23 protein-coding genes are annotated in these 24,875 nt (G+C 68.1%); 10 read left to right on the top strand and 13 right to left on the bottom strand.

Features of this window, described 5'->3' with window-relative positions; all coding sequences use genetic code 11:
* Positions 1-123 precede the first annotated feature (123 nt).
* The 7 genes from BMY12_RS16270 to BMY12_RS16240 all read left to right on the top strand — a co-directional run bounded on the left by BMY12_RS16270 (position 124) and on the right by BMY12_RS16240 (position 7,588).
* A complete protein-coding gene (locus tag BMY12_RS16270; protein WP_093288655.1) occupies positions 124-1,122 on the top strand; it encodes an aminoglycoside phosphotransferase family protein in 999 nt (332 codons plus the stop codon).
* Positions 1,119-1,823, top strand: a complete 705-nt coding sequence (gene murU / locus BMY12_RS16265) for an N-acetylmuramate alpha-1-phosphate uridylyltransferase MurU (protein WP_093288652.1) — start codon at positions 1,119-1,121, stop codon at positions 1,821-1,823. The genes BMY12_RS16270 and murU overlap by 4 nt, the downstream gene beginning before the upstream one ends.
* 313 nt (positions 1,824-2,136) lie before the next feature.
* Complete coding sequence (pmbA, locus tag BMY12_RS16260) at positions 2,137-3,492, top strand: metalloprotease PmbA (RefSeq protein ID WP_245732576.1); 1,356 nt, start codon at positions 2,137-2,139, stop codon at positions 3,490-3,492.
* 44 nt (positions 3,493-3,536) lie between these two features.
* The gene (locus BMY12_RS16255) at positions 3,537-4,052 is read left to right on the top strand and encodes a molybdenum cofactor biosynthesis protein MoaE (protein ID WP_093288647.1); all 516 of its coding nucleotides are present in this window, start codon (positions 3,537-3,539) and stop codon (positions 4,050-4,052) included.
* Positions 4,049-4,966, top strand: coding sequence for a bifunctional molybdenum cofactor biosynthesis protein MoaC/MoaB (moaCB, locus tag BMY12_RS16250; RefSeq protein WP_093288644.1), 918 nt, complete (start codon positions 4,049-4,051; stop codon positions 4,964-4,966). Before BMY12_RS16255 ends, moaCB begins: the two co-directional genes overlap by 4 nt.
* A gap of 12 nt (positions 4,967-4,978) precedes the next feature.
* Positions 4,979-6,214, top strand: coding sequence for a molybdopterin molybdotransferase MoeA (locus BMY12_RS16245; RefSeq protein ID WP_093288642.1), 1,236 nt, complete (start codon positions 4,979-4,981; stop codon positions 6,212-6,214).
* Between the two features lie 168 nt (positions 6,215-6,382).
* Entirely contained in the window at positions 6,383-7,588 is a 1,206-nt protein-coding gene (locus BMY12_RS16240) for an acetylornithine/succinyldiaminopimelate transaminase (protein WP_093288639.1), read from the top strand.
* 68 nt (positions 7,589-7,656) lie between these two features.
* Here the strand turns inward: BMY12_RS16240 and BMY12_RS16235 are convergent, their stop codons facing one another.
* From BMY12_RS16235 to BMY12_RS16180, 12 genes are all read right to left on the bottom strand, one after another.
* Positions 7,657-8,103, bottom strand: coding sequence for a CopD family protein (locus BMY12_RS16235; protein WP_093288636.1), 447 nt, complete (start codon positions 8,101-8,103; stop codon positions 7,657-7,659).
* Positions 8,104-8,131: 28 nt separating this feature from the next.
* A complete protein-coding gene (locus tag BMY12_RS16230; protein ID WP_093288634.1) occupies positions 8,132-8,941 on the bottom strand; it encodes a general secretion pathway protein GspB in 810 nt (269 codons plus the stop codon).
* Positions 8,938-10,593, bottom strand: a complete 1,656-nt coding sequence (locus tag BMY12_RS16225) for an ExeA family protein (protein ID WP_093288631.1) — start codon at positions 10,591-10,593, stop codon at positions 8,938-8,940. The genes BMY12_RS16230 and BMY12_RS16225 overlap by 4 nt, the downstream gene beginning before the upstream one ends.
* A 64-nt stretch (positions 10,594-10,657) precedes the next feature.
* Positions 10,658-11,122, bottom strand: coding sequence for a GNAT family N-acetyltransferase (locus tag BMY12_RS16220; protein ID WP_093288629.1), 465 nt, complete (start codon positions 11,120-11,122; stop codon positions 10,658-10,660).
* 28 nt (positions 11,123-11,150) lie between these two features.
* On the bottom strand, positions 11,151-12,509 hold the full coding sequence (gene astB / locus BMY12_RS16215) for an N-succinylarginine dihydrolase (protein ID WP_093288626.1): 1,359 nt from the start codon (positions 12,507-12,509) through the stop codon (positions 11,151-11,153).
* Positions 12,510-12,586: 77 nt separating this feature from the next.
* Positions 12,587-14,110 (bottom strand): cryptochrome/photolyase family protein, encoded by a 1,524-nt coding sequence (locus BMY12_RS16210; protein ID WP_093288624.1) that lies wholly within the window; start codon positions 14,108-14,110, stop codon positions 12,587-12,589.
* Complete coding sequence (locus BMY12_RS20940) at positions 14,107-14,247, bottom strand: DUF2256 domain-containing protein (RefSeq protein ID WP_093288621.1); 141 nt, start codon at positions 14,245-14,247, stop codon at positions 14,107-14,109. Before BMY12_RS20940 ends, BMY12_RS16210 begins: the two co-directional genes overlap by 4 nt.
* Positions 14,248-14,447: 200 nt before the next feature.
* Entirely contained in the window at positions 14,448-15,125 is a 678-nt protein-coding gene (gene lepB, locus BMY12_RS16200) for a signal peptidase I (RefSeq protein WP_093288619.1), read from the bottom strand.
* A 73-nt stretch (positions 15,126-15,198) separates the two neighbouring features.
* On the bottom strand, positions 15,199-16,044 hold the full coding sequence (locus BMY12_RS16195) for a DNA ligase (protein WP_093288617.1): 846 nt from the start codon (positions 16,042-16,044) through the stop codon (positions 15,199-15,201).
* A gap of 595 nt (positions 16,045-16,639) precedes the next feature.
* Positions 16,640-18,094, bottom strand: coding sequence for a succinylglutamate-semialdehyde dehydrogenase (gene astD, locus BMY12_RS16190; protein WP_093288615.1), 1,455 nt, complete (start codon positions 18,092-18,094; stop codon positions 16,640-16,642).
* 2 nt (positions 18,095-18,096) lie between these two features.
* Complete coding sequence (astA, locus tag BMY12_RS16185; RefSeq protein WP_093288612.1) at positions 18,097-19,104, bottom strand: arginine N-succinyltransferase; 1,008 nt, start codon at positions 19,102-19,104, stop codon at positions 18,097-18,099.
* Positions 19,101-20,315: a hydrolase gene (locus BMY12_RS16180; RefSeq protein WP_093288610.1), complete on the bottom strand. Its 1,215-nt coding sequence runs from the start codon at positions 20,313-20,315 to the stop codon at positions 19,101-19,103. The genes astA and BMY12_RS16180 overlap by 4 nt, the downstream gene beginning before the upstream one ends.
* Positions 20,316-20,422: 107 nt before the next feature.
* Between BMY12_RS16180 and BMY12_RS16175 the strand changes: the two genes are divergently transcribed.
* From BMY12_RS16175 to BMY12_RS16165, 3 genes are read left to right on the top strand one after another with little or no spacing between them, the layout of a single operon-like run.
* Entirely contained in the window at positions 20,423-21,250 is an 828-nt protein-coding gene (locus tag BMY12_RS16175) for a transporter substrate-binding domain-containing protein (RefSeq protein ID WP_093288607.1), read from the top strand.
* On the top strand, positions 21,240-22,193 hold the full coding sequence (locus BMY12_RS16170) for an amino acid ABC transporter permease (protein ID WP_093288605.1): 954 nt from the start codon (positions 21,240-21,242) through the stop codon (positions 22,191-22,193). The genes BMY12_RS16175 and BMY12_RS16170 overlap by 11 nt, the downstream gene beginning before the upstream one ends.
* The gene (locus BMY12_RS16165; protein ID WP_093288602.1) at positions 22,186-22,938 is read left to right on the top strand and encodes an amino acid ABC transporter ATP-binding protein; all 753 of its coding nucleotides are present in this window, start codon (positions 22,186-22,188) and stop codon (positions 22,936-22,938) included. The genes BMY12_RS16170 and BMY12_RS16165 overlap by 8 nt, the downstream gene beginning before the upstream one ends.
* 786 nt (positions 22,939-23,724) lie before the next feature.
* Here the strand turns inward: BMY12_RS16165 and BMY12_RS16160 are convergent.
* Positions 23,725-24,870, bottom strand: a complete 1,146-nt coding sequence (locus BMY12_RS16160) for an acyl-CoA dehydrogenase family protein (RefSeq protein ID WP_093288600.1) — start codon at positions 24,868-24,870, stop codon at positions 23,725-23,727.
* Positions 24,871-24,875: the final 5 nt, after the last annotated feature.

Raw genomic sequence — 24,875 nt, 5'->3', positions numbered from 1 at the left:
CGCAAGTATCGGCGCAGGCTCGCCGACAGTGCAACGGCGGCACATCCGCGCTTCAGTTAAGCTTGCCGCCGGGCCGGCCCCGCGTGGCTGGCGTCCTCGCAAGATCATGACGACGAATTTTCCGTGAGCCCCGATTCGCCCCTGGACGAGCGCGCGCTGCGCGCCCGTGACTGGGCTGGCACGCAGCTGTCCCTGAGCGCCGCCAGCCGTTTTGCCCCGGCTTCCGCCGACGCCAGCTTCCGCCGCTATTTCCGCATCGAGGATCAGGGCGCCAGCTGGGTGCTGATGGACGCCCCGCCCGAGCGCGAGGACTGCGCGCCCTTCATCCGCATCGGCCAGCTGCTGCTGGACGCCGGGCTCAATGCCCCGCGCGTGCTGGCACAGGACCTTGCGCAAGGCTTTCTCTTGCTCAGCGACCTGGGCCGGCAGACTTATCTGCAGGCCTTCACCGAGGACAATGCGCAGGCGCTGATGGACGATGCCATCGCCGCGCTGATCCGCTGGCAGCTCGCCAGCCGCGCGGAGGTGTTGCCGGAATACGACGAGGCGCTGCTGCGGCGTGAGCTGTCGCTGTTTCCCGACTGGTATGTGGCGCGTCATCTCCAGCGCGAGCTGAGCCTGGCGCAGCGCGAGGCCCTGCGCGGCGTGGAAGACCTGCTGGTGGCCTCGGCCCTGGCGCAGCCGCGCGTCTATGTGCATCGCGACTACATGCCGCGCAATCTGATGCCGGCCACACCCAATCCCGGCATCCTGGATTTCCAGGACGCGGTGTACGGCCCCATCACCTATGACCTCGCCTCGCTGATGCGCGATGCCTTCTGGTCCTGGCCCGAGGCGCGCATCGAGCGCTGGCTGGCGCTGTACCAGCAGCAGGCGCGTGCCGCCGGCCTGCCGATTGCGCCCGAGCCGGAGTTCCGCCGCGCCTTCGACTGGATGGGCCTGCAGCGGCATCTGAAGGTGATCGGCATCTTCGCGCGCATCTGCTATCGCGACGGCAAGCCGCATTACCTGGCCGATGTGCCGCGCTTCATCCGCTATGTGCGCAGCGTCGCCGTGCGCTATCCGCAGCTGGCGCCGCTGCTGGGTCTGTTCGACGAACTGGGCCTGGTGGCCGCCGCGTGAAACCACGCGCGCTGATTCTGGCCGCCGGTCGCGGCGAGCGCATGCGTCCGCTCACCGACACCACGCCCAAGCCCCTGCTGCAGGCGGGGGGCTGCGCGCTGATCGAGCATCATCTGCATGCACTGGCCGCCGCCGGCGTGCAGGAGGTGGTGATCAATCTCGGATGGCTGGGCGCGCGCATCCGCGAGGCGCTGGGCGAGGGCGCGGCCTATGGCCTGCAGATCCGGTATTCCGAGGAAGGCTGGCCGGCGCTGGAGACCGGCGGCGGCATTCATCAGGCTCTGCCGCTGCTGGGCGGGCAGCCCTTTATCGTGCTCAACGGCGATGTGCACTGCGACTATCCGCTGGCGCCGCTGCTGGCGCAGGCGGCCCACTGGCCGGCGCAGCGCCTCGCGCATCTGGTTCTGGTGGCCAATCCGCCGCACAACCCGCAGGGCGATTTCTCGCTGCAGGACGGCCTGCTGCGGGAGCCGCCCGGCGCAGAGCGTTACACCTTCAGTGGCTTTTCGGTGCTGCACCCGCAGCTGTTCGCGGGCTGCACACCGGGCGCCTTCCCCCTGGCGCCGCTGCTGCGCGCGGCCGCGCGCCAGCAGCGCGTCTCGGCCGAGTACCATGCGGGTCTGTGGTCGGATGTCGGCACGCCCGAGCGCCTGACGGCGCTGCGCGCGCAGCTGGACGCCGGCCACACCAGGGTCGGTTGACATTTACTTTGCCCACTGCGTTGCTGCCGCAAATCACGCCAGGCAAGGCGCGAAACGCAGGCTTTGGCCCAAAAGCGATTGACGGGGCCAAAGCCAAGTTTCACAACGCCGCATGGCGTGATTTGCGGCGCAACCCGAAGGGACGGGGCCCCAGGTGGACTACTGGGGCCGCAGTGCGGCGTTGGCAGCCGCGGGCTTGGAACCACCACGCGGCGCGTCTGCCGCCTTGCCCTGCGGCAAAACGACCTCCGTCGCAGCGGGTAAAGTGAATGTCAGCAGACCCTCGATAGACATGACAGAACAGCACGAGACGATGAACGCCGAACTCAAGACCCGCGAAGCGCCGCTACCCGAGCCTGCACTGCTGCGCGAGCGCATCGAACACGCGCTGGCGCGGGCGCGCCAGGGCGGCGCCAGTGCCGCCGAGGCTTCGCTCTCCGCCTCGCGCGGTTTCAATGTCAGCGTGCGTCAGAACGAGATCGAGAGCCTGGAGTTCCAGCAGGACCGCGACTTCGGCCTCACCGTGTATCTGGGGCATCGCAAGGGCAGCGCCACCACCGGCGACTGGAGTGATGCAGGCTTGAACGCCGCCGTGGACGCGGCCCTGGCCATCGCCCGCGCCACCGGTGAAGACCCTTGCAACGGCCTGGCCGATGCCGAGCTGATGGCGCGCGAGTTTCCCGATCTGGATCTGGATCATCCCTGGGATCTGAGTGCGGATGCGGCCGTGGATCTGGCGCGCGCCTGCGAGGCCGCGGCCTTTGCCGTGGATGCGCGCATCAAGACCAGCGAAGGCGCCGGCGTGAGCAGCCATCGCGGCGTCTCGGCCTATGCCAACAGTCACGGTTTCTTCGCCGCGCGCAGCGGCAGCCAGCACTCGCTGAGCTGCGCGGTGGTGGCGGGCGAGGGCGAGGACCTGCAGCGCGACTACTGGTACAGCAATGCCCGCGACGCCAGCCGCCTGCTCGCGCCCGAGGCCATCGGCCGCAAGGCCGGCGAGCGCGCGGTGGCGCGTCTGAACGCGCGCAAGCTGTCCACGCGCAGCGCGCCGGTGCTGCTGCCGCCGGAAATCGCGCGCGGTTTCTGGAGTCATTTCATCGGCGCGATTTCCGGCAGCGCGCTGTATCGCAAGGCCACCTTCCTGCTCGATGCGCTGGGCCAGCCGGTGTTCGCGCCGCATGTCAGCCTGCGTCAGCAGCCTTATCTGCGCGGCGCCGCCGGCAGCGCCGCCTGGGATCAGGAAGGCGTGGCCACGCGCGAGCGCACCCTGGTCGATGCCGGTCGCCTCGAAGGCTGGCTGCTGGGCAGCTATTCGGCGCGCAAGCTCGGCCTGCAGACCACCGGCAATGCCGGCGGCGTGTACAACCTCATCGTCAGTCACGGTGATCTGGACTTCGCCGGGCTGCTGCGCGAGATGAAGGAAGGCCTGGTGGTCACCGAGCTGCTGGGCCACGGCGCCAATCTGGTGACCGGCGATTACTCGCGCGGCGCGGCCGGCTTCTGGGTGGAGAACGGCGAGATCGCCTATCCCGTGGACGAGCTCACCATCGCCGGGCATCTGAGCGAGATGTTCAAGGGCGTGGTGGCGGTGGGCAAGGATGTCGATGCGCTGGCCAATGTCCGCACCGGCTCGGTGCTCATCGAGAAGATGACCATCGCAGGGCATTGAGGCGCGCCTGCCCGGATAGGGCCTTTGCGCCATAATCCGGGCTCATGAATTCCGAACTTCCCGACTTCCCGCGCATCCAGCACCAGAGCCTGCAGCTGCAGGGCCTGCTGGCCGAGGGCGTGTTTGCCGATTGCGGCGGCATGGCGCTGTTTGCCGGCACCGTGCGCAATCACCATGAAGGCAAGCGCGTGCTGCGGCTGATCTACACCGCCTATGCGCCGCTGGCCGAAAAGCAGATCCGCGAGATCGAACAGGCGGTGGCGGCCAGGCATGGCGCGCCTTATGTGCGCGTGCTGCATCGCGTCGGTGAACTCGCCATCGGCGAAACCGCGATCTACGCCATCGCCCGCGCCGCGCATCGCGCCGAAGCCTTCGCCGCCTGTCGCGAGGCGGTGGACCGCGTCAAGCATGAAGTGCCGATCTGGAAGGAAGAGTTCTACGCCGATGGCAGCAGCGCCTTCGTCGAAGGCTGCTGCATCCGCCAGGACGGCGATGAGGATGGCGCGCCGCTGGCGCCGCCGTCGCGCTCCACGACATCACCCGGCAAGCCGCCCGCATGAAAGACGTCAGCCTCAAACCCGACAGCCAGCGCCGTGCCACCGCCAGCGCCGAGCTGCTGGCGCCGCCGCACTGCCTGGAGATGCTGCGCACGGGCCAGACCGAGAAGGGCGATCCGCTGAAGACCGCGCGTGTCGCCGGCATCCTCGCCGCCAAGCGCACCGATGAGCTGATTCCGCTCTGTCATCCGCTGCCCATCTACCGCGCCGATGTCGAGTTTGAGATCGAAGCGGACTGCGTGCGCGCCATCGCCACGGTGGAGACCATCGCCGCCACCGGCGTGGAGATGGAAGCGCTGACCGCCGCCAGCATCGCGGTGCTGACCATCTACGACATGCTCAAGCCCTACTGCGAGCCCGCCGAGCTGTGCATCCGCAGCTGCAAGCTGGATGAAAAGCTCGGCGGCAAATCGCATTTCGTGCGCCAGCTGCCGCGTGCGGTGCCGGCCGCGCTGCTGGTGATTTCCGATGCGATTCTCGCCGGACGCAAGCCGGACGAAGCCGGGCGCGGCGTGGAACAGGAACTCCGGCAGGCGGGCTTTGCGCCCCTGCATTACGAGCTGCTGCCGGATGACGGCGAGCAGCTGCGCGCGCGCGTCGAAGCCTTGCGCGCCGGCAACGCGCTGATCATCACCCTGGGCGGCACCGGCCTGGGCAAGCGCGATCTCACCGTGGACGTGCTGCGGCCGCTGATCCAGCGCGAGCTGCCGGGCCTGATGGAAGCCGCGCGCAGCTTCGGTCAGCGGCGCACGCCGTATGCGGCCTTGTCGCGCGGCGTCGCCGGGTTTTGCGCGGACAACACGCTGCTGGTGACGCTGCCCGGCAGCCGCGGCGGCGCGCGCGAGTCGATGGCCGCGATTCTGCCGGCGCTGGTGCATGTGTTCGCGGTGCGCCGCGATCTGACGCTGGGCAAATAGGTCTTCTCCGCCATGAGCGAATCCGACTGCGGTCACGGCGTGCTGCTGGCGCTGGACGAGGCCATCGCGCAGTACCACCGCCAGCTGCGGCCGCTGCCCGTGCAGCGCGCCGCGCCCGATGTGCTGCGCGGCCAGATGCTGGCGCAGGAGGTGTTTGCGCAGGTCGATCTGCCGATGTTCACGCAGAGCGCGGTGGACGGTTACGCGCTGCGCAGCGCGGACACGCAGGCGGCCAGCGCCGCGCAGCCCGCGCGTCTGCCGGTGGTGGCTGAGGTGCGCGCCGGCGTCGAAGCGGCGGCGCCGCTGGCGCCGGGCGAGGCCATGCGCATCTTCACCGGCGGCCGTGTGCCCGAGGGCGCCGACACCATCGCGCGTCAGGAAATCGTGCATCGCGACGGTCAGCACATGCTGCTCGCCGCGGCGCTGCCGGCGGGCACCGATATCCGGCCGCGTGGCGAGGAGCTGCGCGCCGGCGCCAGGGTTGCCAGCGCCGGACAGCGTCTGCATTCGGGGCTCATCGCGGCGCTGGCCATGGCCGGCGTCGGCGAGGTGGCGGCGTATCGCGCGCCGCGCGTCCGCGTGCTGATCACCGGCGATGAAATCAGCAGCGCGCCGGCTGGCGGCGCGCAGGTGTTCGACGCCAACGGCCCGCTCACGCGCAGCTGGTTTGCCGAGCGCGGCTATGCGCTGCCGGAGTGCCGCCTGGTGGCCGACACCCGCGAGGAGCTGCATGCGGCGCTGCGCGAGGCCCTGGACGAGGCGGACCTGGTCATCACCACCGGCGGCGTGTCGGTGGGCGATTACGATCTGGTGCGGCCGGTGTCGGTGGCACTGGGCGTGAAAGAGATTTTCTGGCAGGTGGCGCAGAAGCCCGGCAAGCCCCTGTACTTCGGCCTGCGCGAGGAGGCCGGCGCGCAGAAGGTGATCATGGGCCTGCCCGGCAATCCGGGCGCGGTGCTGGCCTGCCTGCAGGTGCATGTCGCCGAGGTGCTGGCGGCGCTGGGCGCGGGCGAGCGGCCGTGCTGGCGCGCCGGCGTGCTGACCGCGCAGCTGCGCGCCGACAGCCGCGAGCAGCTGCTGCGCATGCGCCTGGCGCTGGACGAGACCGGCCGCGCGCAACTCACGCCGCTGCCGCGCCAGGCCTCGCACATGCTCAGCAACATGGCCCAGGCCAGCGCCCTGGTGCGCATCGCGCCCGGCCGCGCCGTGCAGGCGGGCGAAACCGCGCAGTGGGTGGCGCTGCCGTAGGGCATCAGCAAAGCTGCGCGGGCGGGTCAACACCCTGCGCAAAAGCCCTTATAATCCGTTCGTTCCGACTGCGGATTCGCGGCGGAACCGCCATCCCGCCGAAGCGCGGGATTTTTTCTTTCACCCTTTGAGACCGCGTCAAACTCAGCGACGCTAAAGGCCAAGCCGATGTCCACGTCCGTCACGCGCCAGACCTTCGATCAGGTCATGGTTCCCAACTACAACCCCGCCGAAATCATCCCGGTGCGCGGTCAGGGATCGCGCTGGTGGGATCGTGACAACCGCGACTACCTCGACTTCGCCGGCGGCATCGCGGTCTGCGTGCTGGGCCATGCGCATCCGGCGATGGTGCAGGCCCTGCACGAGCAGTCGCAGAAGCTCTGGCATCTGTCCAACGTGCTCACCAATGAGCCGGCGCTCAAGCTGGCGCAGCGGCTCACCGAGCTGACCTTTGCCGACCGCGTGTTCTTCTGCAATTCCGGTGCAGAGGCCAACGAGGCCGCCTTCAAGCTCGCGCGCCGCTACGGCAACACCAGCTCCGGCGGGCGCAAGAACAAGATCATCTCCTTCTTCAACGCCTTTCACGGCCGCACCCTGTTCACGGTCTGCGTCGGCGGCCAGGCCAAGTACACGCAGGGCTTCGAGCCGCTGCCGGGCGGCATCCAGCATCTGCCCTTCAACGATGTCGCGGCCCTGGAAGCGGCGATGAGCGACGAGGTCTGCGCGGTGGTGCTGGAGCCGGTGCAGGGCGAGGGCGGTGTGCTGCCGGCCACCAGGGAATTCGTGCGGGCCGCGCGTGCGCTCTGCGACAAGCACAAGGCCCTGCTGATTTTCGACGAGGTGCAGACCGGCAATGCCCGCAGCGGTACGCTCTACGCCTATCAGCAGTACGGCGTGCAGCCCGATGTGCTGACCACCGCCAAGGGTCTGGGCGGCGGCTTTCCCATCGGCGCGATGCTGGCCACCGAGGCAGCGGCGCAGGCCCTGGCGTTCGGCACGCACGGTTCCACCTACGGCGGCAATCCGCTGGCCTGCGCGGTGGCCGGCGCGGTGCTGGAGGAACTGGTCAAGCCCGAGCTGCTGGCCAACGTGCAGGCGCGCTCGCAGCAGCTGCGCGAAGGCCTCACGCAGATCGGCGAGCGTTACGGCCAGTTCAGCGCGCCGCGCGGCATGGGCCTGCTGCTGGGCGCACCGCTCACGGACAGCTGGAAGGGCCGCGCCAAGGACATCGTCAACGCCGGCCTGAAGCAAGGTGTGTGGCTGCTGGTGGCGGGTCCGGACGTGCTGCGCTTCGCGCCGGCGCTGAACATCAGCGCGGCCGACATGGCCGAGGGTCTGGCGCGTCTGGATCGCGCCTGTGCGGCGCTGAAGTAAGAAGTAAACCGCCGCTGCGGCTCGACGCGGCCCCGCTTCGCCTCGTGCGAGCGGGGCCGTCTTGTTTTTCAGCGCGCCGACACGGCGGCGATCAGCACCAGCAGCGACAGGAACAGATTCACCGCCACCAGCCGGCGGATCGAGTTGAGCGCCGCAGCGGCCGCCGGCCATTCGCCGGCCTGGCTGTGGTGGCGCAGACGCGGATACAGCGCGCCGTAGACATAAGCGAAGATCGCAGCCATCAGCAGGCCCAGGCCCATCATCGCGTGCCAGCCGGGCGGTGCGTCGGCAAAACCGACATTGAGCAGCATCTTCAGGCCGCTGCCGATCAGCAGGATCAGCGCCAGACTCACATAGCGGAAGAAGCGGTGGAAGGTCTGCGTCCACAGCGGCAGACGCTGCGGCGGCTGCAGCAGCTGCACGGCGGCGGGGCGCAGACAGAAGTAGGCGAAGAACATGCCGCCCACCCAGATGATGACGCTGGCCAGATGCAGGAGCAGCAGAACGGCGTGCATGGTGTGCGGGCTTCCGGTGCGGGGCCGATCAGCGATTCGGCAGCAGCACCTGCGCGCCGCCGTAGTCGTAGATCACGCCGTCTTCGATGATGTGCGCGATGCGCGCGCCATTGGCCAGGCTGTCGCCTTCCTTGTAGCGCTGGCCGCCGACCATGATCCAGCTGCGGCCGGCCTCGCTGCTGTAATTGTGGATTTCGAGATTGAACTGCGGGAACTGCGCGCGATAGGACTCGGGCATCTCGCCCAGCTTGCGCGCCGTTTCGTTGACGGGCGCCGGATTGCCGTTGTCGGCGGGCGCGGTCTCGCGCGCGGGCGCCGGCGGCAGCGCCGGGTCCACCTTGATCACCTGGCGCTGGTCCAGGGGCGAGGTGTTGGGCGCGCTGGCGGCGGCCTGGTCCTCGGCGCTGCGGCTTCGGGCGCGGATCACGGTGGCGCCATCCTGCTCGGCAGCGGATTCATCGCTGGTCATCACATCATCGAGGCTGCTCAGTCCCTCGCCATTGCGGATGGCGGTGGCCGCATCCATCGCCGGCAGCGGGATGGCTTCGCGTGGGCTCGGCGCGCTGGCGGCGGCGGGCGCTGCCACTGGCGCTGCGGGCGCCGGCGCGGCACTGGCCACCGGCGCGGTTGCTGCGGGCGGCGGCGCGCGGTGATCGCGCAGCGCCAGCAGCAGCGCGGCGACGGCCACCGCCAGCGTCAGCAGCGCCAGCACCCAGATCGCCGGCGGCAGCCGCGCGGCGCCGGCGGCGATGCCGTGGCTCAGGCTCTCCACGCCCGGCGTCCTGCCGGCGTGGCGCTCGCGTTCCGCGCGGCGCAGGGCGTCGAGTATGTAGCTCATGGTTTCTCGCGGACCTGGAGGGTCGGCGTGTTGGCCTGGCCGCTGCTGAACGCAATCAGCGTGCGCGTGCCCACCACGCCGTCCACCTTCATGCCGTGCTCGATCTGGAACTGGCGGATGATCGCCGCCAGTTCCGGCGTGTAGCGATCGGGAACCGGGGAGGGCAGACGGGTGAGCTTGAGTTCGGCCAGACGGCGCCAGAGCCAGACGATGGGCGCGCCCCGGCTTTTCTGGTCGATGCGCCGCTCGCCCAGTTCACGACGCCAGAGCAGCAGGTAGTCACCGCTCCACACGCTCTCCAGGGTTTCGCGGGCCAGACGCACCGGGCCCAGCGCGGTGCCCAGGGTGGCATCCTTGTCGCCGAGCGCCGTGACCAGGAAGTACTGTGCGCCCAGCTTGGGCAGATCCAGGCGCAGCACCGCAGGATGGTTGAGCAGGCGCAGATCGTCCCACTTGCCGCTGTCGCGCAGGCATTCGAGCTTGCGCTTCTTGATGTCGCTGCACAGCTTGCGGCCGTCATCGACTTCGAAATCCGGCTCCCAGAGCTGGATCAGGCGGCCCATCACCGTGGCCAGCGGCTCGCTGGTCTTTTCCAGCATGTCGAGATCGGCCACCGGATCGACCTTCACCGCTGCCGGGCTGGCTTCGGCCGCAGGCGCGGCCGCTGCCGGCGCCGCTGCGGGGGCCGGGACGCCGGCCGCCGGCACCGCTGCCGTGGCCTGGGGCGGGTGCTGACGGGTGAAGCTCCAGACCAGCAGGCCGATGCAGATCAGCAGCGCTCCGCCCCAGCCGACCTCGATCAGGCGCCAGCGGCGGCGGGCCTGCGGATCGAAGACCTCGGGCTGGTGGCCCACCGCCTCACGCGCGGCATTGCGCACGATGGCGGGCGAGACGCGGCGCGCGTTCTGCGCATAGGCGCCGAGCAGGGCGCGGTCGCAGATGATGTTGATCAGGCGCGGGATGCCGCCGCTGTAGCGGCGCACGGCGGTCATCGCCGCCGGCGTGAAGATTTCGCCGGGCGCGCCGGCGATGCGCAAGCGATGCTCGATGTACTCGGCGGTTTCGCGCGCGCCCAGCGGCGTCAGGTGATAGCGCGCGGAGATGCGGCTGGCGAGCTGGCGCAGATCGGCGCGCGCCAGCAGCGCCGAGAGTTCCGGCTGGCCGACCAGCATGATGCGCAGCAGCTTTTCCTTGGCGGTTTCCAGATTGGTGAGCAGGCGCACCTGCTCCAGCACCGCCGGCTGCAGGTTCTGCGCCTCGTCGATGATCACCACCGTGCGCCGGCCCCGGGCATGCGCCTGCAGCAGATGCGCATTGAGCGCATCGATCAGGGTCTTCAGGCTCAGCTGTTCGCGCGCGTAGGGCACGCCCAGCTCGTCGCAGAGCGTCTGCACGAATTCCTGCTCGGACAGGCGCGGGTTGTGGATATAGGCCACGTCCACGTCCTGCAGCTTCTGGTCGAGCAGGGCGCGGACGATGGTGGTCTTGCCGGTACCCACCTCGCCGGTGAGCTGCACGAAGCCGCCGTACTGGCCGGTGCCGTAGAGCAGATGGCCCAGCGCCTCCTGGTGGCGCGACGACATGTACAGATACGCCGGATCCGGCGTGATCGAAAACGGCAGCTCCCGCAGCTGGAAGAATTGGAGATACATGCCTTGAGCGGTCTGCGTTTATTGAAGAGCGCGGGATTTTAAGCGCGATGGCCGGTGGGCATGCTCAGCGCGTCCAGGCCTTGCGCATGTCCACGTGCCAGATGCCGTCTTCCAGATACGGCTTGGAGCCGACTTCGAAGCCCATGCGCCGGTAGAAATCCTCCAGGTGCTGCTGCGCGGAGATGGCGATGTCCTGCTCCGGATAGCGCTCATGGCAGGCGCGCACGCCGGCCTGCAGCAGGCTGCGCGCCAGGCCCTGGCCGCGCGCCGAAGGCGCCACCACCAGGCGGCCCAGGCCGGGATAACGCGACTTCAGGCCCGGCGGCAGCAGGCGCAGATAGCCCAGCAGCGGACCGGCCGGATCGCGCGCGCAGAGATGCTCGCAGCGCGGGTCCAGGCCGTCGAGTTCGGAGAAGGCGCAGTTCTGTTCGGTGACGAAGGCGTCCACGCGCAGGCGCAGGAAGGCGTAGAGCGTGTCCGGGTCCAGGTCCTGCCAGGGATACCAGCGCCAGTTCAGATTCAGTCGCATCGTCTACATGAGTGTGGGGCCTGCGGCTTCAGGCCAGCTGGAAATCGTACACGTTGCCGAGCTCCAGCAGCACGCTCAGTTCGTCGAGCGCGGTATAGGTTTCGGCCAGCAGCTGCGGATCGGCCAGATCGGCGAGGCTCAGCCGGTCGCGGTAATGGCGATGCACCCAGCTTTCCAGCCGGCGCGCCTGCGCCGCATCGATCCAGCATGCCCGATTGACCGCCAGACGCTGGCTCTGGTTCAGCACCACGCGCAAACGCAGGCAGGCCGGGCCGCCGCCGTTGTGCATGGACTGGCGCAGATCGAAGACTTCCACGCCGCTGATGGGATTGTGCTCGTCGGCGATCAGGCGCTGGATGCAGGCCCAGACCGCCGCCTGCTCGCGGCACTCCGCCGCCACGATCAGGCGCATGCCGCCGCCCGGCAGGCAGACCAGCTGCGAGTTGAACAGGTAGGAACTCACCGCCTGCGCCAGACTGACTTCGCTGGCCTCGATGCGCACCAACCGCGGCGCACGCGATCCGGGCCAGGCGGCGCGCAGGCCGGCGAGCAGGGCCTCACCGTGCAAAAAGGCCTGCTCGTGATACAGCAGCAGCTCGCGATTGCCGACGGCGATGACATCGTTGTGAAACACGCCGGCGTCGATGGCGGCGGGATTCTGCTGCACGAAGAAGCAGCGCGCCTCGTAGAGTTCGTGCAGCCGCGCCACCGATTCGCTGGCCAGGCGCGTCTGCCGGGCCGGATAGCGCTGCGGTCGCGGCGCGGCGGCGTCCGCGGCGCCATACACGAACAGCTCCAGGCCGGGCTCGCCGTAATCGCTGCACAGGCGGGTGTGATTGGCCGCGCCCTCGTCGCCCAGCGCCGGCACGCCGGGCAGCGGCGGGTGGTGCACGAAGTGCAGGGGATCGGCGAACACCGCGCGCAGCACCCGCGCCGTGGTTTCGGCCTCGATGGCGCGATGCAGCTGCGTGCAGAGATTGGCCGGCGTGAAGTGCACGCGGCCGTCGGCGCAGTCGGCGCCCGGTGAAACCGTGGCGGCATTGGCAGTCCACATCGCCGCCGCCGAGCCGACCATGCCCAGCAGTTCCGGCGCCTGTCGCGCGACCCGTTCCAGAATCTGGCGATCGCTGCCGCTGAAGCCCAGGCGGCGCAGGCTGGGGATATGCGGACGCGGCTGCGGCGGCAGCAGGCCCTGCGCCAGACCCAGCGTGGCGAGGGCGCGCATCTTGGCCAGACCCTGCAGCGCCGCCTCGCGCGGATTGGAAACCTGCGCGGCATGCAGCTGGGAGGCGAGATTGCCGGCGGCCAGTCCGCCGTAATGATGCGTGGGGCCGACCAGACCATCGAAATTGGCTTCCACCGCAGTTGCTTCGACGCCGCCGTCCATAGACTGACTTCCGCCGCATCAAGACGATGCGTCCGATTCTACGCGTGCGCTTGCGCCGGCGGCGTCGGGGATTTCCGCTATTGCAGGCTGTCCAGAAAGCGCGCGGCGTCCTGCGTGATGGCCTCGCGCCGTGCCGCCGGCAGACGCTGCAGCGTGCGATAGGGCATGGCCAGGCGCGGGTTGCCGCCCAGCTTGTCCTGGTGGCGCTGCAGAAAATCCCAGTAGAGATAGTTGAAGGGACAGGCCTTGGGGCCGTTCTTCAGGCGCACCTGATACACGCAGTGCCGGCAGTAGTCGGACATGCGCTCGATGTAGGCGCCGGAGGCCGCATAAGGCTTGGAACCCAGCAGACCGCCGTCGGCGTGCAGCACCATGCCGTGGACGTTGGGCAGCTCCACCCATTCGAAGGCATCGGCGTACACCAGCAGATACCAGCGCTGCACCTCGAGCGGATCCAGTCCCGCCAGCAGCGCGAAGTTGCCGATCACCATCAGGCGCTGGATGTGATGCGCATAGGCATGCTCGCGGGTGTTGCGGATGCATTCGCGCAGGCAGTTCATCTGTGTCTGCCCGCTCCAGAAAAATTCCGGCAAGGGCCGCTGCGCCTCGAGATGGTTGCGCTGCGCGTATTCGGGCATGAAGGTCCAGTAGATGCCGCGCACGTATTCGCGCCAGCCCAGGATCTGCCGCAGGAAACCTTCCACGGCATTGAGCGGCGCCGCGCCGCGGGCATGGGCCGCCAGCGCCGCCTCGCAGACCTCGCGCGGCAGCAGCAGGCCCAGGTTCAGGGCCGGCGACAGCGCGCTGTGAAACAGCCAGTCCTGGTTCTGGCGCATCGCATCCTGGTAGTCACCGAACTGCGGCAGGCCGTGGGCGATGAAGGCATCCAGCTGTTGCAGCGCCTGCTCGCGCGTCACCGGCCAGGCGAAGGTATCCAGCTCGCCGAAGTGATGGCCGTAACGCGCCCGCACCAGCGCCATCACCGCCTGCGTGAGTTCATCGGGCGCAAAGCCCAGGCGCGGCGGCGGCACGACGTCATCGCCCAGAGGCTTGCGGTTGTCGGCATCGAAATTCCAGGCGCCGCCCTCGGGCTGATCACCGTGCATCAGCCAGCCGGTCTTCTGGCGCATGAGGCGGTAGAAGAATTCCATGCGCAGCTGACGCTTGCCCCGGGCCCAGCGCTGGAACTCGGGCAGCGGGCAGAGGAAGCGCTCGTCCTCGCGCAGCTCCAGCTGCAGGCCGAAGCGCTGCGGCCAGCTGCGCAGCATCTCCAGCACCCGCCATTCGCCCGGATGCGTGACGATCAGCCGGCGACTGCGGTGGCGCTCCAGGGCGCGCGCCAGCTCGGCGCTGAAGCTGCCGCGATTGTGCGGATCATCCAGGCGCACATAGTCCACGCGCACGCCCCGCGCGCGCAGCCGCTGCGCGAAGTGGCGCATGGCGGCCAGCACCAGCACCAGCTTCTGCTGATGGTGCGGCACATAGCTGGCTTCCTCGTGCACCTCGAACATCAGCACCACGTCCTGCGCGGGGTTCAGATCGCGCAGGGCGCTGAGCGAGTCGCTGAGCTGGTCGCCCAGCACCAGTCGCAGCGTGCTCATGGTTGCTTGCGCGCACGGCGGCAGCGCGCCGAGCAGTAGCGGACCTGCTCCCAGCAGCGCTGCCATTTGCGGCGCCATTGAAAGGGGCGCGCGCAGTGCGCGCAGGTTTTTTCGGGCAGCTGGGGTTTGCGGTGCATGCCGCTGATACGGCGCGCCGCAGGAAGCGGATGCCGGGGCTAGTGCAGCGCTGCCAACAAACCGTTAGTTCTGGCCGGCGCTTTTCGCGCAGCTCTGCGTTGTTCATCGTCGCCGTAGTGCCGGCTACGCCTCCGACTCACGCCTTGATCTGCGCGAAAAGCGTTCAGCCATCTCCTAACGTTTCGTTGGCAGCGCTGCACTAGGGCCGCAGACTCTGGCCGAAGCGCTGCAGGCGGGGCAGTCCGTGCTGCTGCAGGTCGGCAGAGGCCAGGATGAATTGTGCGCGACCGATCAGCAGCTCGCGCGGCACCAGGCCGAAGTATCGCGAGTCCGCGCTGTTGTCGCGGTTGTCGCCCAGCATCAGGTAATGATCGGGCGGCACCTGCAGCGCCGCGAAGCGGTCCACGGGCAGGGCCCCGGGCGGACTCAGCCACTGCACCACATGCCGGCCGCCGAGCAGGTTTTCATCCAGGCGCAGCGCGCCGATCACCCGGCCGTCCGGCAGCGCCTCCCGGGCTTCGGACAGCGCCGCATAGCGGGCGGCCTGGCCGTTGATGATCAGGGTCTTGTCGCGCATCTCCACGGTGTCGCCGGGCACCGCCACCAGACGCTTGATCAGACGCGTGCCGTCGCGCGGCGAGAAGAAGGTGACCACATCGCCGCGCTGCGGCTCGCCGGTGTGGGCGAGCACGACATTGCTCAGCGGCAGCTTGAGGTTGTAGGCCAGACGGTCGACAAACACCACATCGCCTTCCAGCAGCGTGGGGCGCATGGAGCCGGAGGGAATCGGATTCCAGTCGGCCACCGCGGTGCGGAACAGGCCGAACAGCAGCGCCAGGATCAGGAAGCCTCGGTTATTGCGTATCCATTGATTCATCGCATCTCATCCCTGGGGTCCGCAGCAGCAGACCGGCGCGCGGCGGCGCAAGTTCCCGCGAGGCCCTGCACGCTCAGGGTGGATCGCTGCGCAGGCCCAGGTAACGCGCGAAGCGCGGCAGGCCGCTGGCGGTGAGGCCGTTGTAGGCGTAGCGGATGCGGCTGCCCGGTGCGGGCGGCTTGCGACGCTGCGCGTCACTGAAGCCGCTACCGATACGAAACCGGCGGCCATCATCGCTGCGCACTTCCAGTGCGCCCATCAGGCCCGCAAGCCGACCTTGTCCCGGCACGGTGGCGATGACCAGGGCTTCGGCATCCTCATAGGGCTTGAACTTGCGCAGGTCCTCGCTGCGTCCGCTCACATAGCGCGATGCGCCCCGATGCAGCATCAGGCCCTCCCCGCCGGCGGCGACGACGGCTTCGAGGCGGGCTTGCAGGGCGTTGGCATCATCGAGCCGGAACTGTTCGACCGCCTGCGCCGCGGCGCCGAGCGGCAGGCTGCGCAGCGTCTGCAGGCGCTGATCGAAGCTGCCGGCCGTCTCCGGCAGATCGAAGATCATGTAGCGCAGGCTGCGCCAGCCGGCGTCATCGTCAGAGCCGTTGCGCACGATGCCGCTGGCACGCTCGAAGGCGCCGCGTCCGGCCCACAGCTCGCCATCCAGGCTGAAAGCCGGCAGTTCGCGCGTAAACCAGTCCGGCGCGGCGATGGCATGGCCGCCCCGGGTCCAGAGCCGCTGGCCATCCCAGCAGGCGCGCACGCCGTCGAGTTTTTCGCTGATCCACCAGTCGGCGAAATCCAGTGGCTGTTGCTTGCTGTACACCTGCGCGAGCATCAGGCCGCGGGGCTGGGGGTGTGCGGTCGGGCTGAGGCCGAGGCTGCCGAGGGCGAGCAGTTGCAGCAGGACTTGGCGGCGGTGCATGGCGGTCTCCTTGGAATGCGGGGATGAGCGCTGGCGAAGCAGACTAGTCCTGCGTTCGGGACTGAGCTGAGAACTGCGGCTCGCTGTGGCTTTGCTGATTGTTGCTGCGTGTGTCTCTTGATCTATTGGCTTCTTCCGCCGCCCTCCGGCGGCGGCGAGAAGCGCTCCCGTAGCTCGCTTCACGCTTTTCTTTGCTTGTGCAAAGAGAAGTAAGCAAGAGAAAGCACACCCCGGCTCTGGCGTCGGCTGCGCCGGTGCCTTCGCTACAGGCTGTGCTCGGGGCCGTTGCAGACGCGCCATCCTGGCGCGGCTGCTCTTTCGCCGGACTTCCCTGTCCGGCTCTCCCCTGCGCGCAGCCTTCCGCTCAGCGCCAGAGACAGGGACCCCAAAGGCAAAAGCCGCAGCAAAAGCAAAGCAGCAGGCGTAGCCCGGATGCAGCGCAGCGGAATCCGGGGACTCATCGCCCACCGCCATCAACAGCCCCGGATTGCGCTTCGCTTCATCCGGGCTACACAGGCTTCTGCCTGGCCTTTCAGCCCCCTTTTGCATCGCGCCGGGCGGCGGCGGGCGGTGAGGGGTGTGAGGGCTGGGCTTTCTAGAGCTGCATGCCGGGTGGCAGTTGTGCTGGCAGGCTGGCTTGCGGGGCTTCCTGGCTGGCGACTGGATAGTTGCAGTAGTCCGCGGCATACCAGGCGCTGGGATGATGGTTGCCGCTGGCGCCGGTGCCGCCAAACGGCAGTGCGCCGGAAGCGCCGGTGGTGGGACGGTTCCAGTTGAGTACGCCGACACGGGCGCGACGCGCGTAATGACGATACTCGGCCTCGTCCTCGCCGAAGAAGCCGGCGGCCAGACCGTAGCGCGTGGCATTGGCGATGGCGATGGCTTGGTCGAGTTCGCGATAGCGGATCAGCTGCAGCAGCGGTCCGAAGTGCTCCTCGTCGGGCACGTCGATGCCGCTGACCTCGATGAGGCCAGGGCTGAGAAACGCGGCGCCCTGCGGCAGACGCTGCATCGGCAGCAGCGCGCGGGCGCCGAGCGCCAGCAGCTGGTCTTGTGCCTCCAGCAGCTGCTGCGCCGCGCGCGGCGAGATCAGCGGACCCATGAAGGGCTGCGGCTGGTCTTCGCAGGCGCCGACGCGCAGCGTGGCGGTGGCGGCCAGCAGGCGCTGCAGGAAGGCCTCGCCCCAGTCGCCTTCCGGCAACAGCAGACGCCGCGCGCAGCTGCAACGCTGTCCGCTGCTGAGGAAGGCCGAGAGCAGCACATCATGCAGCGCAGCGTCCACGGCCTGCAGCGGCCGCACGATCAGCGGATTGTTGCCGCCCATTTCCAGGGCCAGGATGCGCCGCGTGTCGCCGGCGAACTGGCGATGCAGCAGCGCGCCGGTGCGCGAGCTGCCGGTGAAGAACAGGCCATCGAGTTCGCCGTCGGCGGCAATCGCCGCGCCGGTGTCGCGCTCGCCCTGCAGCAGATTGAGCAGGCCCGGCGGCAGACCCGCGTCCTGCCAGCAGGCGACCATGGCCTCGGCCACGGCCGGCGTCTGTTCGCTGGGCTTGAAGATCACTGCATTGCCGGCGAGCAGGGCAGGGACGATGTGGCCATTGGGCAGATGCCCGGGAAAGTTGTAGGGGCCGAACACCGCCACCACGCCGTGCGGACGATGCCGCAGCACCTGCGCGCCGTCCTGCCGCGTGCCGGCGCGCTCGGCCTGCGCGCGGATCGACAGCTCGATCTTGCCGATCATGCTCGTCACTTCGCCGCGCGCCTCCCACAGCGGCTTGCCCACTTCACGTGCGATCAGCAGCGCCAGCGCCTCGCTGCGCTGGCGCAGGCATTCGGCGTAAGCGCGCAGCAGCGCCTCGCGCCCGGCGGGCTCGCGCTCGGCCCAGGCGCTCTGCGCCACGCGCGCCGCAAGAAAGGCCTCGTGCACGTCACGGACATCCGCGCTGCGGCCCTGCCAGAGCAGGGTGCCATCGGCGGGATTGAAACTCTGGAGCGGCGCGCCGCGCCCTTCGCGCCACTGTCCGTCGATGAACAGCTGCCCCGTGTGCATGGCTACAGGCAGGCAACGCGCGCGAGTTCGCCGCTGCGCAGCTGCAGCGCGTCCAGCATCCCGGCGTCCAGACGCGGCGCCTCCGTGCTTTCATCGAGCTCGCCCAGCACGCAGCGCCAGTCGCGCAGGCGCTCCGTCGCGATCAGATGCGGCAGGCCCTTGGCCCCGCCTTCGCGCGCACTGATCAGGCGTGAGTGCTTGACGCTGACGATCTCCGCCAGCGGCGCTTCGACGGCGGGGCCGGCATCGAAGATGTCCACATAACCCTGGTAGCGAAAGCCCTCGCGCTCCAGCAGGCGCAGCGCCGGCGCGGTTTCCGGATGCACCTGGCCCAGGGCGGCCTGCGCGTCCTCGGGCAGCAGCACGGTGTAGATCGGATGCTGCGGCATCAGCTCGGCAATCATGGCCTTGTTGCCGCGCCCCACGGCGTGCTCGGCATCGTCGTAATCGATGCTGAAGAAATGCCGGCCCAGGCCATCCCAGAACGGTGAGCGGCCGTGCTCATCGGAGATGCCACGCAGCTCGGCAACGACCTTGCTGCCGAAGCGCTGCGGATGCGCGGCCATGAACAGGAAGCGTGAACGCGCCAGCAGCTGGCCCAGACCGGCGGCGCGCGCATCACGGCGCAGGAACAGCGAGCAGAGCACTGCGGCTCCGGTGAGATCGTTGGCCAGATACAGCGTGGGCACGCGCCGGTAGACCTGCAGGCGGCGGCTGGCATGCACGGTGAGGCCGACGCGGTAGTTGTAGAAAGGCTCGTCCAGACCGCAGGCGGCCTCGATGGCGCAGCAGCCCAGCAGCTCGGCGCGCTCGCCATCTTCCAGCACGAACATGTAACGCTCCAGACCCGGGGCCTGCACGCTGCTCGCGAACGAGGCCAGCGAGCGCTCGATCTTGCGCTGCAGGACACTGCGCACCGGCGGCAGCGAGGTGAAGCCGGTGCCGGCGGTCTGCGCGAGATGGAGCAGACCGTCGAGATCGGCTTCGGCAATCGGCCGGATGATTTTCATGACCAGCTCAGCGCGCCGCTGGCGAAGCGCAGCAGCAGCAGCGCGGACAGCTGCGCGCGCTCGGCGAGACTGGAATAGCGCATGGTTTCCTTGGCGGAGTGGATGTCGCGGCCCACCACGCCCATGTTGTCGAGATTGGGCAGGCCCAGGGCGGCGAGGTTGTTGCCATCGCAGCAGCCGCCGGTGGGCTTGAAGCTCAGCGGCAGTTTCAGTGCCTGTCCGCAATCGCCCACCCAGTGCATGAGCCGCTGCTGGGCCTCGTTGATCAGCTTCGGCGGACGCGTGAAGCCGCCGCGGATCTCGAAGCACAGGCCGTCGCCGCCCAGCTCCGCGCAGATGCGGTCGATCTGGTTGCGCAGCCAGGCTTCGTCGGCCGGCGCACTGGTGCGGACATTGAAGCGCAGCAGGCAGAAGTCGGGCACCACGTTCACCGCGCCGCCGCCGCGCACATAGCCGGGATTGAGCGTCACGCCCTCGCGCTGGCCGTTGAGGGCCTGCAGGCGCGTGGTGAAATGCGCGGCCGCCACCAGGGCATTGCGGCCCTGTTCCGGGTTGCGTCCGGCGTGCGCGGCAATGCCGTGCACCAGCACTTCGAAATTGCCGCTGCCCTTGCGCGCCGAAACCAGACAGCCGTCGGGCAGGGAGGGTTCGTAGATCAGGCCGAAGCGGTGGCGCGTGGCGGCCTCGGCCAGCAGCGGCGCCGAGGCGACACTGCCGATCTCCTCATCGGGATTGAGCAGCACCTCCCAGCCGATGCGCTCGCGCTGCGGGCTGCGCTCCAGGGCGGCCAGCGCCAGCCACAGGGTCAGCAGCCCGCCTTTGAGATCGGCCACGCCCGGACCATGCACGGTGTCCTCATCGGCGAAGCGTGCGGTCTGGAAGGAATGGTCGCGCGGATAGACCGTATCCAGATGGCCGGCCAGGAACACCTGCAGCCGCGCCTGCGGCCGCTGCCGCAGACGCAGGGCCGGACCGATCTTGCGACGGGTCTGCGCGCCGCTGTCGGTGGTCAGGGTGTAAGCCGGCAGTTCCAGCCATTCATGGCTGGCGCCCAGCTGGGTGAAGCGCGGCAGCAGGCGCTCGGCCACCGCGCGCACGCCGCCGGCATTGAAGCTGCCGGAATTGAGATTGGCCAGACCCAGCAGCTCCTCGCGCAGGCTCGGCGCGGTGTCGGCAATCCACTGCAGCTCGCTGGCGAACGATCCGGACATGGGCTCTCACAGGCTTGGCGCGGAATCTGCTGTAATCGAGCCCATCTTCGAACGAACAAGGCCGCAAGCGCCTGAGGAATAACCCGTATGCATCCGGTGCCCGCACGATGAGGCGTAGAGAACTGCTGACCGGCGGTGCCGGTCTGCTGCTGTGGGGGGCGCTGGGCGGGCGCGCGGCGCTGGCGCAGACGCTCTGGGAGCAGTCCGCGCTCAAGCAGATATTGAAACGCGGCGAGCTGCGCGTGGGCATGGAAGCCGGCTACATGCCGTTCGAGATGCGCGACAAGAGCGGCAAGATCGTCGGCTTCGACGTGGATCTGGCGCGGCTCATGGCGCGTTACATGGGCGTGAAGCTGAACCTGGTCAACACCCAGTGGGATGGCATCATTCCGGCGCTGCTCACCGCCAAGTTCGATCTTCTGATGTCGGGCATGACCATCACCCCCGAGCGCAATCTGCAGGTGAACTTTGCAGACCCCTACGTGAGCATCGGCCAGACCGTGCTGATCCGCAAAGGCCTGATCGGCACCATCAGCAAGCGCGAGCAGCTGGACGATGCCAAGTACGTGATCGCCACCAAGCTCGGCACCACCGGCGACATTGCCGCGCGCAAGTACTTCGCCAAGGCGCGCTTCAAGGCCTTCGAGACCGAGGCCGAGGCGGTGCTGGAAGTGCGCAACGGCCGCGCCGATGGCTTCGTCTACGATCTGCCCTTCAACACCATCTACGCCGGCCGCTATCCGGGCGAGGTGGGTTTCTTGAACGAGACCTTCACCGACGAGCCCATCGGCTGGGCGATCCGCAAGGGTGATCCGGACTTTCTCAACTGGCTGAACAATTTCCTGCGCGTGATCCGCGCCGATGGTTCCTACGATGCGCTGTACCAGAAATGGTTCCAGAGCACGGCCTGGCTGAAGACCGTCAATGCGCAGTAATCCCCTGGCAGGGCGCGCCGGCGCCTGGCTCATTTACCTGGTGGTGCTGGGCGGGATCATCGGCGGCCTGTATGTCGCCACCCAGCGCATCGACTACAGCTGGAACTGGCAGCGCATCCCGCAATACCTGATCAGCAATGAAGGTCAGGAACGCGTCGCGCCCTTCGACGGTTTCGTGGCCGTGGCGGAAGATGGCCACAGCCTCACGCTCAAGGAGATGAAGGGCTCGCGCAGCATCACGATCCGCGACTTCGATGAACTGCTGGTCGGCGATGGCGATCTGGTGTTCGAGAACGATCCGCTGGCGCGCAAGCGCGGCCTGGTGGCCGGGCCGCTGCTGGTGGGCCTGTGGATGACGCTGAAGATTTCCGCGCTCTCGCTGATGGCGGCGCTGGTGCTGGGTCTGCTGATCGGCCTGGGCCGGGTCTCGCGCAACAGCGCGGTGAGCGGTCTGGCCGCGACCTATGTGGAAGTGATCCGGGGCACGCCGCTGCTGGTGCAGATCTTCATCTTCTACTTCTTCGTCGGCACGGTGATGGAGCTCTCCGCCTTCACCGCCGGTGTCGCGGCGCTGGCGGTGTTCACCGCCGCGTATGTCGCGGAGATCATCCGCGCCGGCATCGAGGCGGTGCCGCGCGGCCAGATGGAAGCCGCGCGCAGCCTGGGCCTGAGCCTGCCGCAGGCCATGCGCCATGTGATCCTGCCGCAGGCCTTCAAGCGCACCCTGCCGCCGCTGGCCGGACAGTTCATCAATCTGATCAAGGATTCCTCGCTGGTCTCGGTGATGGCGCTGACCGATCTCACCAAGGCCGGTCGCGAGGTGGTGAGTTCCACCTTCAGTCCCTTCGAGGTCTGGTTCACCGTGGCGGGGATGTATCTGCTGCTCACCGGCTTGCTCTCGTATCTGGTGCGGCGTCTGGAAAAGAGGCTGGCGCATGACTGAGTCGCAGGTGTTGATCGAGGTGCGCGAGGTTGGCAAGGTCTACGGCAATGGCGTGGTGGGCCTGCGCGGCGTGTCGCTGCAGGTGAAGCGCGGCGAGGTGGTGTGCATCATCGGCCCTTCGGGTTCGGGCAAGTCCACGCTGCTGCGCACGCTCAATGCCCTGGAGCCGATCAGCGCCGGCGAGATCCGCGTGCTGGGCGAGTCGGTGCACGATCCGCGCACTGACCTGAACCGTCTGCGTGCACGTCTGGGCATGGTGTTCCAGAGCTTCAATCTGTTTCCGCATCGCACGGTGCTGGACAATCTGATGCTGGCGCCGCGCGTGGTCAGCGGCGTGAAGCCGGAACGCGCCCGCGAACGCGCGCTGGCCCTGCTGGCCAAGGTCGGTCTGGCGGACAAGGCCGACATGCATCCGGGCCAGCTCTCCGGCGGTCAGCAGCAGCGTGTGGCCATCGCCCGCGCACTGGCGATGCAGCCGGAGATCATGCTGTTCGACGAGCCCACGTCGGCGCTGGATCCCGAGAAGGTGGGCGAGGTGCTGGATGTGATGAAGGTGCTGGCCAGCGAGGGCATGACGATGTGCGTGGTGACCCATGAGATGGGTTTTGCGCGTGCGGTGGCGCATCGCGTGGTATTCATGGAAGCCGGCGAGATCGTCTACGAAGACGCGCCGGAGCGTTTCTTCACGGCGCCGGCCAATGAGCGTTTGCGGGCGTTTCTGGGGCAGGTGTTGAAGTCGGCGTAAGACTGAGCATCAGCATCCCATGCCAGCCATCGTAACCCGCCAGGGCTTTGCTGTTGCTGCTTGGCGTTCCGCGCAATTGAGCCTTGGTTTCGTGCGCCCTTCGGCGCCCGCGGCAGAAGCTCCCCCGTAGGTCGCTTCTGCTCTCTTTGCTCGTGCAAAGAGAAGTACCCAAGAGAAAGCACGCCCTACGCCTCGCATCCCTCGCCGCTGTCGCGGCGCCGGCAGGTAAGCGCTGCTCACGTGCTCGGGGCCGTCGCATACAGGCCATCCATGGCCTGTATGCAACTGAATCGAACATCCTGTTCGATTCTCCCCTGCGCTCGCTGCGCTGCTCGGTGCGAGGCAAAGGGGGGAAGGTCAAAAGCAAAGCAACAGCAGCTTCCAGCGATGAGCGTCGCTGTGCTGTTGCTTTTGATGTTGGGGTCCCCGTCTCTGGCGCTGAGCTGTGCGGCGAGCGCAGGGGAGAGCCGCCCAGGAAGGGCGGCTCAGTTGCGGCCACGCCAGGGATGGCGTGTCCGCAACGGCCCCGAGCACGTTGCACAGCGAAGGCACCCGCGCAGCGGGCGCCAGAGCCGGGGTGTGCTTTCTCTTGCTTACTTCTCTTTGCACAAGCAAAGAGAGCAGAAGCGACCTACAGGGGAGCTTCTGCGGCCGCCGCCGGAGGGCGGTGGAAGAAGCCAATCGATCAAGAGCCAAACCCAGCAGCAAACAACAAAGCCAAAGCGGCGGCTTACGGCGCTCACGCGCCTAAGCCGCCCTGCGCTTGGCTATGGTTTTGTGCGTGCATCAATCCGCATCGAGTGTCGAACGCGCGATGATCTCTTTCATGATCTCCGAGGTGCCGGCCAGGATGCGGTGGATGCGCTCGTCCTGATACATGCGGCAGATCGGATACTCTTCCATGTAGCCCGCACCGCCATGCAGCTGCACGCCCTCATCCACCATGCGGCCCTGCAGCTCGCTGGTGTAAAGCTTGGCGCGCGCCGCATCGGTGGCACCGAGCTTGCCGAGATTGTGCTGTTCCACGCAGCGGTCCACATAGACCTGCGCGATATCGATCTCGGTGTCCAGCGCGGCGAGCTTGAAGCGCGTGTTCTGCATCTGGCTCAGACGCTTGCCGAAGACCTTGCGGTTGCGCACGAACTCGCGGGTCACGTTCATCGCCGCGCGTGCACCGGCCAGATTGCCGACGGCGGCAATCAGACGCTCCTCGGCCAGACCCTGCATCAGATGATAGAAACCGCGATTCACCTGGCCCAGCACATGGCTCTTGGGAATCTTCACATCGCGGAAAAACAGCTCGGCGGTGTCCTGCGACTTCATGCCCATCTTCTTGAGCATGCGCCCGCGCTCGAAGCCTTCCATGCCGCGCTCGACCAGAAACAAGGTCACCGCATGAGCATTGCCCGGATCGGTCCTGGCGGCGACGATCACCAGATCGGCGAGGATGCCGTTGGAGATGTAGGTCTTGGAGCCATTGAGCAGCCAGTAGTCGCCCTTGTCCTCGGCGCGCGACTTCATGCCGGCCAGATCGGAGCCGGCATCCGGCTCGGTCATGGCGATGGCCAGAATGGTCTTGCCGCTGAGGATGCCGGGGTAGTAGCGCTGCCGCTGCTCCTCGCTGCCGAAATGCTGCAGGTACGGTGCCACCAGGCGGCTGTGCAGAGTGATGAAGTAACCCGTATCGCCATGCAGGGTGTTCTCCTCCATCAGGATCTGCTCGTAGCGGAAATCCTTCAGGCCCAGACCGCCGTAGCGCTCGTCGATCCACATGCACAGATAGCCCGCCTCGCCGGCCTTGAGAAAGGCCTCGCGATCGACGATGCCGGCCTCGCGCCAGCGCTCGCTGTGCGGACGGATCTCGGTCTGGAAAAACTTGGATACGGAGTCGCGGAACAGTTCCAGCTCGGGCTCCAGGGGCAGACGCTGCATGAAGA

Source organism: Solimonas aquatica (assembly GCF_900111015.1).
GTDB lineage: Bacteria > Pseudomonadota > Gammaproteobacteria > Nevskiales > Nevskiaceae > Solimonas > Solimonas aquatica.
Note: the sequence above shows the minus strand (reverse complement) of the source record. Positions and strands in the feature narration are given on the sequence as shown.

What these genes read in the sequence shown, in the direction of transcription:
- pmbA (WP_245732576.1), top strand. Translation starts at nt 2,137, where the DNA reads ATGAACGCCGAACTCAAGACCCGCGAAGCGCCGCTACCCGAGCCTGCA.
- BMY12_RS16255 (WP_093288647.1), top strand. Translation starts at nt 3,537, where the DNA reads ATGAATTCCGAACTTCCCGACTTCCCGCGCATCCAGCACCAGAGCCTG.
- moaCB (WP_093288644.1), top strand. Translation starts at nt 4,049, where the DNA reads ATGAAAGACGTCAGCCTCAAACCCGACAGCCAGCGCCGTGCCACCGCC.
- BMY12_RS16245 (WP_093288642.1), top strand. Translation starts at nt 4,979, where the DNA reads ATGAGCGAATCCGACTGCGGTCACGGCGTGCTGCTGGCGCTGGACGAG.
- BMY12_RS16240 (WP_093288639.1), top strand. Translation starts at nt 6,383, where the DNA reads ATGTCCACGTCCGTCACGCGCCAGACCTTCGATCAGGTCATGGTTCCC.
- BMY12_RS16235 (WP_093288636.1), bottom strand. Translation starts at nt 8,103, where the DNA reads ATGCACGCCGTTCTGCTGCTCCTGCATCTGGCCAGCGTCATCATCTGG.
- BMY12_RS16230 (WP_093288634.1), bottom strand. Translation starts at nt 8,941, where the DNA reads ATGAGCTACATACTCGACGCCCTGCGCCGCGCGGAACGCGAGCGCCAC.
- BMY12_RS16225 (WP_093288631.1), bottom strand. Translation starts at nt 10,593, where the DNA reads ATGTATCTCCAATTCTTCCAGCTGCGGGAGCTGCCGTTTTCGATCACG.
- BMY12_RS16220 (WP_093288629.1), bottom strand. Translation starts at nt 11,122, where the DNA reads ATGCGACTGAATCTGAACTGGCGCTGGTATCCCTGGCAGGACCTGGAC.
- astB (WP_093288626.1), bottom strand. Translation starts at nt 12,509, where the DNA reads ATGGACGGCGGCGTCGAAGCAACTGCGGTGGAAGCCAATTTCGATGGT.
- BMY12_RS16210 (WP_093288624.1), bottom strand. Translation starts at nt 14,110, where the DNA reads ATGAGCACGCTGCGACTGGTGCTGGGCGACCAGCTCAGCGACTCGCTC.
- BMY12_RS20940 (WP_093288621.1), bottom strand. Translation starts at nt 14,247, where the DNA reads ATGCACCGCAAACCCCAGCTGCCCGAAAAAACCTGCGCGCACTGCGCG.
- lepB (WP_093288619.1), bottom strand. Translation starts at nt 15,125, where the DNA reads ATGAATCAATGGATACGCAATAACCGAGGCTTCCTGATCCTGGCGCTG.
- BMY12_RS16195 (WP_093288617.1), bottom strand. Translation starts at nt 16,044, where the DNA reads ATGCACCGCCGCCAAGTCCTGCTGCAACTGCTCGCCCTCGGCAGCCTC.
- astD (WP_093288615.1), bottom strand. Translation starts at nt 18,094, where the DNA reads ATGCACACGGGGCAGCTGTTCATCGACGGACAGTGGCGCGAAGGGCGC.
- astA (WP_093288612.1), bottom strand. Translation starts at nt 19,104, where the DNA reads ATGAAAATCATCCGGCCGATTGCCGAAGCCGATCTCGACGGTCTGCTC.
- BMY12_RS16180 (WP_093288610.1), bottom strand. Translation starts at nt 20,315, where the DNA reads ATGTCCGGATCGTTCGCCAGCGAGCTGCAGTGGATTGCCGACACCGCG.
- BMY12_RS16175 (WP_093288607.1), top strand. Translation starts at nt 20,423, where the DNA reads ATGAGGCGTAGAGAACTGCTGACCGGCGGTGCCGGTCTGCTGCTGTGG.
- BMY12_RS16170 (WP_093288605.1), top strand. Translation starts at nt 21,240, where the DNA reads ATGCGCAGTAATCCCCTGGCAGGGCGCGCCGGCGCCTGGCTCATTTAC.
- BMY12_RS16165 (WP_093288602.1), top strand. Translation starts at nt 22,186, where the DNA reads ATGACTGAGTCGCAGGTGTTGATCGAGGTGCGCGAGGTTGGCAAGGTC.
- BMY12_RS16160 (WP_093288600.1), bottom strand. Translation starts at nt 24,870, where the DNA reads ATGCAGCGTCTGCCCCTGGAGCCCGAGCTGGAACTGTTCCGCGACTCC.